This is a genomic window from Arenimonas composti TR7-09 = DSM 18010 (genome assembly GCF_000426365.1).
In the GTDB taxonomy this organism is placed as follows: Bacteria; Pseudomonadota; Gammaproteobacteria; order Xanthomonadales; family Xanthomonadaceae; genus Arenimonas; species Arenimonas composti.
Map to the genome: position 1 here is coordinate 895,120 of NZ_AUFF01000001.1, position 13,028 is coordinate 908,147.

The 13,028-nt window shown below is 71.0% G+C and carries 13 protein-coding genes; 5 read left to right on the forward strand and 8 right to left on the reverse strand.

The window, feature by feature from the left end:
* The first annotated feature begins 1 nt into the window (after nt 1).
* Nucleotides 2–1,525: a Ppx/GppA phosphatase family protein gene (locus tag K311_RS0104080; RefSeq protein ID WP_026816265.1), complete on the forward strand. Its 1,524-nt coding sequence runs from the start codon at nt 2–4 to the stop codon at nt 1,523–1,525.
* Here the strand turns inward: K311_RS0104080 and K311_RS15195 are convergent, their stop codons facing one another.
* A complete protein-coding gene (locus tag K311_RS15195; RefSeq protein ID WP_051239450.1) occupies nt 1,526–3,334 on the reverse strand; it encodes a DUF885 domain-containing protein in 1,809 nt (602 codons plus the stop codon).
* Nucleotides 3,335–3,537: 203 nt separating this feature from the next.
* Between K311_RS15195 and K311_RS0104090 the strand changes: the two genes are divergently transcribed.
* Both K311_RS0104090 and K311_RS0104095 read left to right on the forward strand, forming a co-directional pair.
* Nucleotides 3,538–4,404, forward strand: a complete 867-nt coding sequence (locus tag K311_RS0104090; protein WP_043797347.1) for a 23S rRNA (adenine(2030)-N(6))-methyltransferase RlmJ — start codon at nt 3,538–3,540, stop codon at nt 4,402–4,404.
* A 1-nt stretch (nt 4,405) separates the two neighbouring features.
* A complete protein-coding gene (locus K311_RS0104095; protein ID WP_211223621.1) occupies nt 4,406–5,389 on the forward strand; it encodes a zinc-dependent alcohol dehydrogenase family protein in 984 nt (327 codons plus the stop codon).
* Nucleotides 5,390–5,522: 133 nt separating this feature from the next.
* Here the strand turns inward: K311_RS0104095 and K311_RS0104100 are convergent, their stop codons facing one another.
* The 6 genes from K311_RS0104100 to K311_RS15200 form a co-directional block, all read right to left on the reverse strand.
* A complete protein-coding gene (locus K311_RS0104100) occupies nt 5,523–6,095 on the reverse strand; it encodes an NADPH-dependent FMN reductase (RefSeq protein ID WP_026816268.1) in 573 nt (190 codons plus the stop codon).
* Between the two features lie 52 nt (nt 6,096–6,147).
* A complete protein-coding gene (locus K311_RS0104105) occupies nt 6,148–7,368 on the reverse strand; it encodes an ABC transporter permease (RefSeq protein WP_026816269.1) in 1,221 nt (406 codons plus the stop codon).
* Nucleotides 7,365–8,060: an ABC transporter ATP-binding protein gene (locus tag K311_RS0104110; protein ID WP_026816270.1), complete on the reverse strand. Its 696-nt coding sequence runs from the start codon at nt 8,058–8,060 to the stop codon at nt 7,365–7,367. The genes K311_RS0104105 and K311_RS0104110 overlap by 4 nt, the downstream gene beginning before the upstream one ends.
* Nucleotides 8,057–9,307, reverse strand: coding sequence for an efflux RND transporter periplasmic adaptor subunit (locus tag K311_RS0104115; protein ID WP_026816271.1), 1,251 nt, complete (start codon nt 9,305–9,307; stop codon nt 8,057–8,059). Before K311_RS0104115 ends, K311_RS0104110 begins: the two co-directional genes overlap by 4 nt.
* A 25-nt stretch (nt 9,308–9,332) precedes the next feature.
* Nucleotides 9,333–10,019 (reverse strand): YIP1 family protein, encoded by a 687-nt coding sequence (locus K311_RS0104120; protein ID WP_026816272.1) that lies wholly within the window; start codon nt 10,017–10,019, stop codon nt 9,333–9,335.
* A gap of 186 nt (nt 10,020–10,205) precedes the next feature.
* Nucleotides 10,206–10,625 carry a hypothetical protein gene (locus K311_RS15200; RefSeq protein ID WP_051239451.1) on the reverse strand — a complete coding sequence of 140 codons (420 nt, stop codon included), beginning with the start codon at nt 10,623–10,625 and terminating at the stop codon, nt 10,206–10,208.
* Nucleotides 10,626–10,706: 81 nt separating this feature from the next.
* Between K311_RS15200 and K311_RS0104130 the strand changes: the two genes are divergently transcribed.
* Together K311_RS0104130 and K311_RS0104135 are read left to right on the forward strand one after the other, a co-directional pair.
* Nucleotides 10,707–11,984: an SDR family oxidoreductase gene (locus K311_RS0104130; RefSeq protein ID WP_026816273.1), complete on the forward strand. Its 1,278-nt coding sequence runs from the start codon at nt 10,707–10,709 to the stop codon at nt 11,982–11,984.
* Nucleotides 11,984–12,445 carry a DUF2269 family protein gene (locus tag K311_RS0104135; RefSeq protein WP_026816274.1) on the forward strand — a complete coding sequence of 154 codons (462 nt, stop codon included), beginning with the start codon at nt 11,984–11,986 and terminating at the stop codon, nt 12,443–12,445. Before K311_RS0104130 ends, K311_RS0104135 begins: the two co-directional genes overlap by 1 nt.
* Here the strand turns inward: K311_RS0104135 and K311_RS0104140 are convergent.
* Entirely contained in the window at nt 12,426–12,950 is a 525-nt protein-coding gene (locus K311_RS0104140; RefSeq protein WP_051239452.1) for a hypothetical protein, read from the reverse strand. The two genes, K311_RS0104135 and K311_RS0104140, sit on opposite strands and share 20 nt — an antisense overlap.
* Nucleotides 12,951–13,028 lie beyond the last annotated feature (78 nt).

The window sequence follows — 13,028 nt, forward strand, 5'->3', positions numbered from 1 at the left end:
GATGGCGACTGCACCGGAAGTGCCGCTGGCCGATGGTGACCTGCTGGCGGCGATCGATCTCGGATCGAACAGCTTCCACATGGTCGTCGCGAAGTACCTGCTCGGGCAGCTGCGCATCGTCGACCGCATCAAGGAAACCGTGCGCCTGGCCGACGGCCTGGACGAGGCCGGCGGCCTCGATCCGCAGGTGATGCCGCGCGCGCTCGAGGCGCTGGGCAAGTTCGGCGAGCGCATCCGCAGCATCCCGCCGCAGCGCGTGCGCGCGATCGCCACCTATTCGGTGCGCGCGATGGCGCGTCCGCACCAGTTCCTGGTGCCGGCCGAAACCGCGCTCGGGCACGGCATCGAGATCGTCGCCGGCCGCGAGGAGGCGCGCCTGATCTACCTGGGCGTCGCCAACGGCAATCCGCCGGAGGCCGGCAAGCGCCGGCTGGTGATGGACATCGGCGGCGGCTCGACCGAATTCATCATCGGCAGCGGCTTCGCGCCGATCGAACGCGAGAGCCTGCAGATGGGCTCGATCGCCTCGACCCGCCGCTTCTTCCCCGACGGCCGGCTGACGCGCCGGCGCTGGAACGCCGCGCGCATCGAGCTGACCGCCGAGATGCGGCAGTTCTCGCGGGCCTACCGCGAGCGCGGCTGGCACGACGCGATGGGGTCGTCGGGCACGATCAAGGCGATCACCGACGTCTCGGTGGCGCTGAAGCTGACCAAGACCTCGGTGTCGGCGGAGAGCCTCGCGGAGATCCGCGAACGCGTGCTCGCCTGCGAGCGCGTCGACGCGATCGACCTGCCGGGACTGTCGGAAGACCGCCGCAACATCTTCGCCGGTGGCGTGCTGGTGCTCGACGCGGCGTTCGCCGAACTCGGGATCGAACGCATGTACGCCAGCGACTACGCACTGCGGGAGGGCGTGCTGTTCGACATCCTCGGCCGCGCGCAGGCCACCGACCCGCGCGACGCCTCGATCGACGCGCTCTGCGACCGCTACGCGATCGACCGCGCGCACGCCGCCCGCGTCGAGGCGACCGCACTCGCGCTGTTCGACCAGGTCCACGGCGAGCTGCAGCTCGACGCCGCCGACCGCCGGCTGCTGGCCTGGGCCGCGCGCGTGCACGAACTCGGCCTGACGATCGCGCACAGCCAGTACCAGAAGCACGGCGCCTACATCCTCGAGCACTCCGACATCGCCGGCTTCTCGCGCACCGAGCAGCAGCAGCTGGCCGCGCTGGTGCGCAACCACCGCCGCAACATCCACCAGGGCAGCCTCGACAAGCTGCCCGACCGCCTGATCCCGGGGACGCTGCGCTGCGCGCTGCTGCTGCGGCTGTCGGTGCTGCTGCACCGCAGCCACAGCGACCGCCCGCTGCCGCCGCTGCTCGTCGAGCTCGGGCCCGGGCCGGCAGCGACGCTGCGGCTGCCGAAGAAATGGCTCGAGGCCAATCCGCTGACCCGGTCCGACCTCGACTCCGAACGCGAGCACCTCGCCGCGATCGGGCGCCGGCTCACGATCCGGGCGATCTAATCACTCGGCGGCCTTGCGGCCGATCCAGGCGTCTACACGGCGTTCCAGCAACGCCAGCGGCAGGTCGCCGCCGGTCAGCACCAGGTCGTGGAACTCGCGGATGTCGAACTTCGGCCCCAGCGCCGCACGCGCCTTCTCGCGCAGCTCGAGGATGCGGTTCATGCCCACCTTGTAGGCCAGCGCCTGCCCCGGCATGACGAGGTAGCGCTCGATTTCGGCGACGACGTCGGTTTCCGGCATGCCGGTCTTCTCGAGCATGTAGGCGATCGCCTGCTCGCGCGTCCAGCGCTTGTCGTGCAGGCCGGTGTCGACCACCAGGCGCACGGCGCGGAACATCTCCGCCTGCAGGCGGCCGAGGTCGTCGAGCGGATGCTGCTGGTAGCCGATCTCCCAGGCCAGGCGCTCGGCGTACAGACCCCAGCCCTCCGAGAACGCGGTGAACGGCAGCACCTTGCGGAACGTCGGTACGCCGGTGAGTTCCTGCTGGATCGTCGACTGGAAATGATGGCCGGGAATCGCCTCGTGATAGGCCAGCGTGCGCATGCCGAAGCGGGCGACTTCGGCGGTGTTGCGCAGGTTGATGTAGAACACGCCCGGCCGCGAGCCGTCCATCGCCGGGGTGCTGTAGTAGGCGCCCGGCGCGGTCTTCTCGCGGAACGCCGGCACGCGCTCGACGCGCACGCCGGCCTGCGGCCGCACGTTGAAGACGTCGCCGAGGCCGCCGTCGATGTCGGCGATGATCGCGCTGAAGTCGGCGATGATCTGCGCGCGGCCTTCGTCGGTGTCCGGGTACAGCTGGTCGGGGCGGCGGGCGATCAGCTGCACGCGCTCGCCGATCGAGCCTTCCTCGAGACCCTCGCCGACCAGGATCGCGTGCATCTGCGCCTCGATGCGCGCGACTTCGTCGAGACCCATCTGGTGGATCTGCGCCGGCGTCATGTCGGTGCTGGTGTGCAGGCGCACCGCCCAGGCGTAGTAGGCGCCGCCGTCGGGCAGCGCCCAGACACCGTGGTTGCCGGTGGTCTTCGGCAGCAGGGCCGCGTAGTAGTCGATCCACCTCGCGAACGCCGGGTAGACGTCGCCGGTGATCGCCGCCTCGGCCTCGGCCAGCAGGGCGTTCGCGGCGTCGGCGTCGAGTTCGCCGGCCGGCAGCGTCGCCAGCTTCCCGGCGAAGGCGGTGTACAGCACGTTCTCCTTCGCCGGCGTGGCGACGAAGGCCTGCATCTCGGCGAGCACCTTCTCGACGACGAAGGTCGGCGGCACGATGCCGGCGGCCTCGCGTTCGGCGAGTCCGCGCAGGACCTGGTGCACGAGCTGCGGCGCCTTGCGCAGGCGGGCGACGTAATCGCGGGCATCGCCGGCGCCGGCGACGCGGTGCTCGGTCGCCATGAAGGTCGGGAAGCCGTTCTGGATGCCGAACAGCTGGTTCAGCGGGTAATCGTGCAGGGCGAAGCGCTCGCCGTCGGCCTGCACCTGCAGGAAGTACTCGAGCACGTCGTAGGACAGCTGCGTGCCCTCGTCGAGGCTCGCGCGGTCGTAGGCGCGCAGGGTCGCCAGGTCGTCGCGCAGCTTGGCCTGCAGCCGCCGCATCTGCTCGGGGCTGCGGTCGGTGAGTTCGTCGTTCGACCAGTTCGCCCAGGCCGGCAGCAGGCCGAGCGAGCTGAGCAGCTCCGGGTCATCGAGGGCGTATTCGATGAAGACGCGCTCGAAGAACCACTCGATCTTCAGCGGCCGCAGGTAGGCGGTGTGCAGGGCCAGTCCGAGGGCGGCCAGGAAGGCGAAGGCGAGGGTCCAGCGGAGGATGCGCACGGGTCCGGATTCCTGATGGGGTCGGAGTATTTCTCCGCCGCCGATTCTTCCAGACATCGCGCGCTCGCGGGCGGAAAAGTACTCCGACCCCGGTTCTGGTTCCGGCGGTGGAGTGAGGGGAAACCGGGGTCAGAGCCCTTTTTCCCCCGATTCACTCGCCAAGCTGGAAGAATGGTCGGGGAAAAAGGGATCTGACCCCCGCGATGAACTACCGCCACGCCTTCCACGCCGGCAACCACGCGGACGTGCTCAAGCACGTCGTGCTGCTGGCCGTGCTCGACGCCCTGCAGCGCAAGGACGCCGGGATCTTCGTGCTCGACACCCACGCCGGCCGCGGCCGCTACGACCTCGGCAGCGACCAGGCTGGACGCACCGGCGAAGCCGAGGCCGGCATCGTCCGCCTGCAGGCCGCGATGCCGCCCGGCGCCGCGCCCGCGGCCGTGCGGCGCTATCTCGAGGCGGTCGCCGCGGTGCAGTCGCTCGAACCCGGCAGCTATCCCGGCTCGCCACTGCTGGTGGCCGATGCCCTGCGCGACCAGGACCGCCTCGCCGCCTGCGAACTGCTGCCCGAGGAGGCGACGGCGCTGAAGGCGGTGCTCGCCGGCGACCCGCGCTGCCACGTGCACCAGCGCGACGGCTACGCCGCCCTCGCTGCCCTGCTGCCGCCCCGCGACGGCGGCCAGCGCCTGGGCCGCGCCCTGGTCCTGGTCGACCCGCCCTACGAGGCGCAGGACGCCGAGTTCGCGACCCTGCTCGCCGGTGTGCGCGCGGCCCTGGGCAAATTCCCCCAGGCGGTGTTCGCGATCTGGTACCCCATCAAGCGCCGCGCGACGCTGATGCCGTTCTTCCGCAAGGCGGCGGCGCTGCCGGTGAAGTCGGCGGTGGCCTTCGAACTGCTGGTGCGCCCGGACGATTCACCGCTGCGCATGAACGGCAGTGGCATGCTGCTGCTGAACCCGCCGTGGCAGATCGAGAAGGCGATCGACCCGGCGCTGAAACCGCTGGCGCAGGCGCTCGGCGAAACCGGCGCCTCGTGGCGGACCACCTGGCTGAAGGCCGCGGAGAACTGACATGGCATTGCTGATGGCGCAATACGGCGAGCGCGGGCCGAACCCGCACGAACTGATCGCGGCGATGCCCTTCGAGGCCGGCGCCCTCGCCCCCGGACACGCCCGCGTGCAGGTGCTGGCGGCACCGATCAACCCGTCCGACGTGCTCACGATCACCGGCGAGTACGGCATGCTGCCGCCGCTGCCGGCGATCGGCGGCAACGAAGGCGTCGGCCGCGTGCTCGCACTCGGCGAAGGCGCCAGCGGCCCCGCGGTCGGCCGCCTGGTGCTGCTGCCGGTCGGCGGCGGCACCTGGCGCAGCCAGCTCGACGCCCCGGCCGCGCACCTGCTGCCGCTGCCCGAGGGCGACCCGGTGCAGCTGGCGATGCTGGCGGTGAACCCGCCGACCGCGCTGTTGCTGCTCGAGGACATCGTCGACCTGCAGCCCGGCGACTGGGTCATCCAGAACGGCGCCAACTCGGCGGTCGGCGGCTACGTCGCGCAGCTGGCGAAGGTGAAGGGCCTGAACCTGATCAATGTCGTCCGCCGCGAGTCGGCGATCGCCGACGTCCGCGCCGACGGCGGCGAACATGCGGTCGTCGACGCCGAGGACCTGCCGCGGCGCGTACGCGAGCTGGTCGGCGAGGTGCCGGTCAAGCTGGCGATCGACTGCGTCGGCGGCCTGTCCACCGAGAACCTCGCGCGCTGCCTGGTCGAGGGCGGCACCCTCGTCAACTACGGCGCGATGAGCGGCGAGCGCTGCATGATCTCGCCGCGCTGGTTCGTGTTCCGCGACATCGTGCTGCGCGGCTTCTGGCTGGCGAAGTGGTTCCGCCAGGCGACGCCCGAACGCCAGCGCGAGGTCATGACCCGGGTCGCGACCCTGATCGCCGGCGGCCAGCTGCGCGCCCGGGTCGCGGCCACCTACCCGCTGGAACAGATCCGCGATGCCGTCCAGGCCGCCGCCAGCAACGCCCGCCCCGGCAAGATCATCCTCACGCCTTGAACCTGTTTTTCCGGGAGGGAACGCAGATTCCGCAGATCAAGGCGGATGACGACGGATCGAATCCCGATGTTGGCCTGCCTCATCCGTTCCGATCCGCCTTGATCCGCGAAATCCGTGTTCCTTCCCGGACCGCTCATTTCGACTGCCGCGGGAGGACGGTGAGGACGCGGTTGATGAAATCGCGGAACTCGGCCATGTAGTTGCTCAGGAACTTCTTCGTGCCGTCGACGGTGATGTCGCCTTCGTCGTCGATCAGGCCGTCCCTGTACTGGATGTAGGCTTCCGGCGAATTCATCTGCGGCGAGTTGCAGAAACCGAGGATGCTGCGCAGGTGCTGCTGCGCGACCGCGGTGCCGATCGCGCCGGGGGAGGTGCCGATCACCGTCGACGGCTTGCGCGCGAAGGCGTTCTGCCCGTAGGGACGGCTGGCCCAGTCGATCGCGTTCTTCAGCGCACCCGGGATCGAGCGGTTGTATTCCGGCGTCACGAAGATCACCGCGTCGACGTCGGCGATCGCCTTCTTGAAGTCGCAGGCCACCTGCGGGAAGTCGGCGTCGTAGTCGTAGCTGTACAGCGGCAGGTCGCGGATCGGGATCTCGACGAACTCGAGTTCCTCCGGCGCGACCTTCTGCAGCGCCCCGGCCAGCCGCCGGTTCAGCGACTTCTTCGCCAGGCTGCCGATGATGATCCCGACCTTGCGCTTCATGGCGGCACTCCCGTGTGGACTCGCGCCGATCATGCTACCGCCGGCGTGAAGATCACTCGTAGCGCAGCGCCTCGATCGGGTCGAGCCCCGCGGCCTTCGAGGCCGGCATGATCCCGAAGATCACCCCAACCAGGGCAGAGAACCCGGCCGCGGCGACGACCACCCACATCGGCACCGAGGCCGGCGGGAAGTTCGGGATCAGCGCGGCGACGCCCTTGCCGGTGAGCCAGCCGAGGGCGATGCCGATCAGGCCGCCGAGCAGGGCCAGCAGGCCGGCCTCGGCGAGGAACTGCACGAGGATGTCGCGGCGGGTCGCGCCCAGCGCCTTCAGGATGCCGATCTCGCGCGTCCGCTCGGTCACCGACACCAGCATGATGTTCATGATGCCGATGCCGCCGACCAGCAGCGAGATGCCGACGATGCCGCCGAGCACCGCGGTCGTCATCGCCGCGAAGTCCTCGAAGCTCTTCAGCGCCGACTCCGCGGTCTGGATGCGGAAGTCGTCGTCCTGGCCGGGCTTCAGGCGGTGCGACTGCCGGATCGCCCTTCGCACGCGGTCGCGCAGCGCGTCGACCTCGGACAGGTCGCTGGCGGTGAAGGAAATCGACATCCGTGGCCGCCGCTGGCTGCCGGTCATCGCCCGGCCGACCTCGAACGGGATCACGACGTAGTTGTCCTGGCTCAGGCCGAAGATCTCGCCGCGCTTCTCCATCACGCCGATGACCTTGAACCAGTCGCTGCCGATGCGGATGAACTCGCCGACCGGGTCCTCGGGCAGTTCGAGCTTCTCGCGCACCTCGTTGCCGATGACGACGACGCGCCGGCGGCTCTGGTCGTCGCTGGCGACGAGGAAGCGGCCGAGCTCGGGATACAGGCCCTGCACGGCGGTGAATTCCGACGACGAGGCCACCACCTGGGCGGCGGCGCTGCGTCCGCGCCAGCTGATGCCGGTCACCGGCACCGCCATCGTCGGCACCACGGTGTCGATGCCGGGCACGCGGTGGCGCAGCACGTCGACGTCGGCGAAGGTCAGGAAGTTCTCGCGGCCGAGCACCGCCTCGTCGAACGGGGTGTAGGCCTGCAGGTTCAGGGTGCTACCGCCGATGTCGGCGAACTGCGCGGTCACGAAGGCCGAGAAGCCCTGGATCAGCGACACCACCGCGATCACCGAGGCGGTGCCGATCAGGATGCCGAGCGTGGTCAGGAAGCTGCGCATGCGGTGCGCGAGCAGGCTGGTCAGGGCGGCGCGGAAGGCCTCGAGATAGGCGGTCACGCGTGCACCTCCCGCGGCGGATTGGCGTGGTCGTCGACGACGCGGCCGTCGCCGATGCGGATCGTGCGCCGGCAGTGCGCGGCGATGTCCGGTTCGTGGGTCACGACGACGACGGTCTGGCCGCTGGCGTGCAGTTCGTCGAACAGCGCCATGATCTCCGCGGACGTGCGCGAGTCGAGATTGCCGGTGGGTTCGTCGGCGAGCAGGATCGACGGCTTGCCGACCAGCGCGCGCGCCACCGCGACGCGCTGGCGCTGGCCGCCGGAGAGCTGGTTCGGCCGGTGGCCGAGGCGGTTGCCGAGGCCGACCTGCTCGAGCGCCCGCGTCGCCCGCGCCTGCCGCTCGGCGCGCGGGATGCCGCGGTAAACCAGCGGCTGCGCGACGTTGTCGAGCACCGTCAGCCGCGGCAGCAGGTGGAAGCTCTGGAACACGAAGCCGATCTCCTGGTTGCGCACGTGCGCCAGCTCGGTGTCGTTCATGTGCGAGGTGTCGCGGCCGTTGAGCACGTAACTGCCGGCGGTCGGCGAGTCGAGGCAGCCGATCAGGTTCATCAGCGTCGACTTGCCGCTGCCGGACGGGCCGATCAGGGCCACGTACTCGTTGGCGGCTATGTGCAGGTCGACCCCGGCGAGCGCGTGCACTTCCTCGTCGCCCATCCGGTAGACCTTGGTGATGCCGGTCAGGCGGATCATCCCTCGCCTTCCCCGGACGACCTCTCCACGTTGGCGGTCTCTCCGTCCTCCGCTTCCCGGCCGGCGCGGGCGCCGCTTTCGCCGGCCCGGCGCGCGGTCACGCGCTCGCCCTCGAGCAGGGTGCGCAGGATGCGGCCCGGCCCGGTGATCACGCGATCGCCGGCCTGCAGGCCCGACGTGATCTGCTCCCAGCGGTCGTCCGACAGGCCGACCTCGACGACGACCCGGCGGGCGCTGCCGTCGCGGTCGACCCAGACGAAGCGTTCGACCTTCTTCTCGTCGACCTCCTCGCTGCCGACCGCCTCGACCGGCACCGCCAGCACGCGGCCGCCGTCGCCGAGGAAGATGTCGGCGCGGGCGCTCATGCCCGAACGCAGCACCAGGCCCGTCGGCTCCTCGAGTAGTGCGATCACCTCGTAGGTGCGTGCCTGCGCCTCCAGCGTCGGCGCCAGCGCGATGCGCGCGACCCGGCCCTTGATCGCGGTGTCGGGGAACGCCGTCGCGTAGACGTCGACCGCCTGCCCGACCTGGATGCGGGCGATATCGGCTTCGTCGACCTTCAGCTCGGCCTGGATCGCCGCGGTGTCCGCGATCGTCATCAGGCTGGCGCCGGCGAAGGCGTTCGTCGAGGCGATCGCGGTCTCGCCGATCTTGATCGGCAGGTCGACGATCGTGCCGGTGATCGGCGCGCGGATGTCGGTCTTGGCGAGCAGCTCGCGCGCCTCGCCGAGGATCGCGTCGGCGCGGCGCAGCGCTTCCTCGCTGCTCTGCAGCTCGACCCGGGCGAGGTCGCGGGCGTTGCGCAAGTCGTCGAACTCGCTCTGGCCGATCATCTGCCGCTCGCGCAGGCTCTCGCCGCGCTCGAGCTTCTTCTCGGCCAGCGCCAGCGCCAGCCGCTGCCGCTCGATGCTGATCACCGCCTGGCGGCGGCTGGCCTCCTCGCGCGCGATCGCATTGCGGTAGGTCTCCTGGTCGAGCGTCAGCAGCAGGTCGCCGGCCTGCACGTGATCGCCTTCGGCGACGTGGATCGCGACGACCTTGGCCACCACCTCGGAGGTCAGCTTGACCTCCTGCAGGTAGGCGAGCACGCCGGAGGCCAGGATCGTCGGCCGCACGTCCTGCTCGGCGACGACGGCGATGTCGACTTCCTTGCCGGACTCGCCGCGCAGCTTCGACAGCGTGAACACCGTCACCAGCGCGGCGACGATCAGGGTGGCGACGAGCGCCTTCTTGGTGGTGGGCTTCATGCCGTCGAATTCCGTGTCGGATGCGTCAGAACGCCGCGATCAGCGCCCAGATGCCGTAGATCAGCACCGAGGGCAGCAGCACGACCGCCAGGGCGCCGCCCCAGCCGCCGCGGCTCCAGGTCTTCCAGCCGAGCGCGGCGAGGAACCAGGCCCACAGGTTCAGCAGGCTGAAACCACGCGCCAGCCCGGCCCAGGGCGATTCGATCGGTACGTTCACCAGCAGCGGGTGCAGGTTCAGCAGTTGCAGGTCCTCCATCGGCGTGCGGTTGTCGCCGGTCAGCACGCCGACCGCGAGCACGATGCCGCCGATCGCCAGCGGCATCGACGACCACGCCGTCAGCGCCAGGCCCTGCATGAAGCCGACTTCGGTGCCGGTCACCTTGCCCGCGAGCAGGTAATACACCGCCATCAGCACGTACATCATCAGCATGAACACGCCGCCGAACAGCAGGCCGGCGGTGCCGGCGAAGGTCGGCGTCATGAACTGGCGGGCCGGTTCGAGGTCGGCGCGGCTGATCTCCGGGTTCGCCGCCAGCGCCTGCCGGATCGTGTTGTCGACGAACCAGTCGGCATCGACGGTGAAGAAGTACAGCGCCATCGCGCCCAGTACCAGGACCAGCACGGTCAGCAGCGGCACGACGAACGTCGGCCGTTCCCTCAGGTCGGCGAAGACCTTGGCCGGGTCCAGGAAGATGTTGATCAGGTGCGACATGGGATCCCCTCGTTCTGTGAGCGCGGACGAATGGTAGGCGGTCCGCGTGCCGCCGTCGCGGCCGCGTGACGAAACGCCTGCCGAACGCGACGAATCACTCCGACGGGGCGATGGGGAAAAATGTGACCTCGGCGAGTTCGTCGCTGCGGTCGAGCGGCGACCGGGCCGAACCGGTCCGCACGGGCTTCACCGCCCGCGCCCTACACTCCCCGCATGCCGGTCCTCCCGCCGCCGCCCTGCGATCCTCGCCGTCAGCGCCAGGCCCGTCGCGAAGGCGGCATAGGCGAGCAGGCGCGAGCGCAGCGGCAGGTGGCGTTCGAAGCCCGGCATGAGGCGCCCGGGCACCACCCGGTAATCGACGGCGTAGGCGACCGCGGCGGTGCCGGCCGCGATGGCCAGCACCGGCGTCCGCGGGTGGCGGGCGCGCCAGGCCTCGAAGCCGCAGGCCCAGAACACCGACATGGCGTGGTGGATCGCATAGCCGACCAGGGTGTGGCCCAGGTCGGGTGCGAGGCGGCGCGTCGCCGGCTCGCCCCAGACCCAATGACTGGTCGCGTTGGTGCCTGCCGCGGCGGCACCGCGATGGCGCCGGCTCAGCAGCGACACCGCCAGCGTCGACAGCAGGCTCGCGGCCGTGCCTGAGACGAGCGCCCGACGCCCGATGGTGCGCCAGCCGGGAGCGCCGGGATGAGGGTGCTGGTCACCGGCGCGACCGGCCTGATCGGTGCGGCGATCGTCGACGGGCTGCGCGCCCGCGGCGACGCGGTGATCGCCGCGGTGCGCGACCCGGGCGCGGCGCGGTCGCGCTGGCCCGGCATCGACACGGTCGCGGTCGATTTCGCCGTCGACCTCTCGCCCGTCGCCTGGCAGCCGCGGCTGGCCGGCGCCGATGCGGTGGTCAACGCGGTCGGGACGTTCGTCGCGCACGGCAAGGACTCCTTCGAAGCGGTGCACGCGGTCGCCCCGCGCGCCCTGTTCGCAGCCTGCGAGGCCGCCGGTGTAGCGCGGGTGATCCAGATCTCGGCGCTGGGAGCGGACGCCGGCGCGGACGTCGCCTTCCAGCGCAGCAAGGCGCTCGCCGACGAGGCCCTGCTGGCCTCGCCGCTGACCGCGACGGTGCTGCGTCCGTCGCTGGTGTACGCGCCCGACGGCGCCAGCAGCGCGATGTTCCTGGCCTGGTCGACGCTGCCGTGGCTGCCGCTCCCCGGCGACGGCCGGCAACGCATCCAGCCGGTCGTGCTCGATGACGTGGTCGCCGCGGTGCTGGCGGCGCTCGATGCGGAGCATCCGCCGCGCTGCGTCGACGTCGTCGGGCCGCGCGCCACGACCTTGCGCGACTACCTCGCGACGCTGCGCCGGGCGCTGGGGCTGCCGCCCGCGCGCGTCCTGCCGGTTCCCCGGCCGCTGCTGCGGGCCGCGGTGGCGCTGAGCCCGCCGCGCCTCGCCAGTCCGGACGCGCTGGCGATGCTGGACCGCGGCAACCACGCGGATCCGTCGCCGTTGACGGCGCTGCTGGGCAGGCCGCCGCAACCCGTCGAAAAAGCGATCCCGCCGGGCCAGGCCGCCTCCCTGCGCCGCGCCGCCCGCCTGCGCTGGACGCTGCCGCCGCTGCGCTGGACGGTCGCGCTCGTGTGGCTGTGGACGGCGGCGGTGTCGTTCGGCCTGTACCCACCCGCGGACAGCCTGGCCCTGCTCGCCCGCGTCGACCTGCACGGATTCCCCGCCCTGGTCGCGCTGTACGGCGCCGCCGCGCTGGACGCCGGGATCGGGCTGGCGCTGCTGCGCCGACGCCGGGCGCGCGCGCTGTACCGGCTGCAGATCGCGGTGATCCTCGCCTACACCGTGCTGGTCACGGTGTTCTTGCCGGAATTCTGGCTGCATCCCTACGGGCCGATCAGCAAGAACCTGCCACTGCTCGCCGCCCTGCTGGTGCTGCACGAACTCGATACCGTGGAGGCGCGCTGATGGACATCCTGGTCGTCAAGTGGCTGCACGTGCTGTCGTCGACGCTGCTCTTCGGCACCGGCATCGGCAGCGCGTTCTACCTGCTGCTCGCCAGCTTGCGCGGGGAAGCCCGCACCGTGGCGCTCGTCGCCACCTGGGTCGTACGCGCGGACTGGCTGTTCACCGCGACGACGGTGCTGATTCAGCCCTTGACCGGCATCTACCTCGCCGCCCGCATCGGCTATCCGCTCGATGCCCCGTGGCTGCGGACATCGCTGTGGCTCTACGCGTTCGCGGTCGCCTGCTGGCTGCCGGTGGTGTGGCTGCAGATCCGCATGCGCGACGCCGCCGTCGCCGCCGACCGGGACGGTGCGCCGCTGCCACCGGCCTATTTCCGCCTGTTCCGCGCCTGGATCGCGCTCGGAGTGCCGGCCTTCGCGGCGTTCCTGGCGATCTTCGGGCTCATGATCGCGAGACCCTAGACGCCGCCAGGCATGTGCGGAACTCCAGCAGCGCCGGCAACAGCACCAGCAGCAGCGCCGGTGCCAGCCACATCGCCCACACCCCCGGCCGCAATGCCGGCTCGCGCAGTGCGAAACCGTGAGGCGCCTGCAGGTTCATGCCGGCGAGGATGGCCAGCGCCACCGGCGCCGCCGCGTCGAGGACGCTGTGCACATGCTGTTCGAGCGGACCGATCTCGCGCCGGCCCCAGGCGGTACTGGTGTCGCGCCAAGCGACGACGGCGTGCGCGACGACCAGCCCGGCGCTGATCCACAGCAGCGTGCGCGAGGGCTCGCAGGCCAGCCACAGCAGCACGCCTCCACCGATGAGCGCCAGCTGCAGCAGGTGCAGGCGCGACTCGGCCAGCCCGGACGTGTGCGCGATGGCGGTGCGCCGGTGGATGCGGAAATCGGCGAAACCGGCGATCAGCCAGCACAGGTAGGCGGCATAGGCGGCGAAGGCGGTGCTGTCGGTGTAAGCGAGCATGGAGGCGGCGGTGGAACGCGGGAGGGTCCATTGTCGCCTCCGGGCGTGAGCACGTCGTGCCCGGAACACAGGATGTAC

What these genes read in the sequence shown, in the direction of transcription:
- K311_RS0104120 (WP_026816272.1), bottom strand. Translation starts at nt 10,019, where the DNA reads ATGTCGCACCTGATCAACATCTTCCTGGACCCGGCCAAGGTCTTCGCC.
- K311_RS0104090 (WP_043797347.1), top strand. Translation starts at nt 3,538, where the DNA reads ATGAACTACCGCCACGCCTTCCACGCCGGCAACCACGCGGACGTGCTC.
- K311_RS0104110 (WP_026816270.1), bottom strand. Translation starts at nt 8,060, where the DNA reads ATGATCCGCCTGACCGGCATCACCAAGGTCTACCGGATGGGCGACGAG.
- K311_RS0104140 (WP_051239452.1), bottom strand. Translation starts at nt 12,950, where the DNA reads ATGCTCGCTTACACCGACAGCACCGCCTTCGCCGCCTATGCCGCCTAC.
- K311_RS0104130 (WP_026816273.1), top strand. Translation starts at nt 10,707, where the DNA reads ATGAGGGTGCTGGTCACCGGCGCGACCGGCCTGATCGGTGCGGCGATC.
- K311_RS0104100 (WP_026816268.1), bottom strand. Translation starts at nt 6,095, where the DNA reads ATGAAGCGCAAGGTCGGGATCATCATCGGCAGCCTGGCGAAGAAGTCG.
- K311_RS0104115 (WP_026816271.1), bottom strand. Translation starts at nt 9,307, where the DNA reads ATGAAGCCCACCACCAAGAAGGCGCTCGTCGCCACCCTGATCGTCGCC.
- K311_RS0104095 (WP_211223621.1), top strand. Translation starts at nt 4,406, where the DNA reads ATGGCATTGCTGATGGCGCAATACGGCGAGCGCGGGCCGAACCCGCAC.
- K311_RS0104135 (WP_026816274.1), top strand. Translation starts at nt 11,984, where the DNA reads ATGGACATCCTGGTCGTCAAGTGGCTGCACGTGCTGTCGTCGACGCTG.
- K311_RS0104080 (WP_026816265.1), top strand. Translation starts at nt 2, where the DNA reads ATGGCGACTGCACCGGAAGTGCCGCTGGCCGATGGTGACCTGCTGGCG.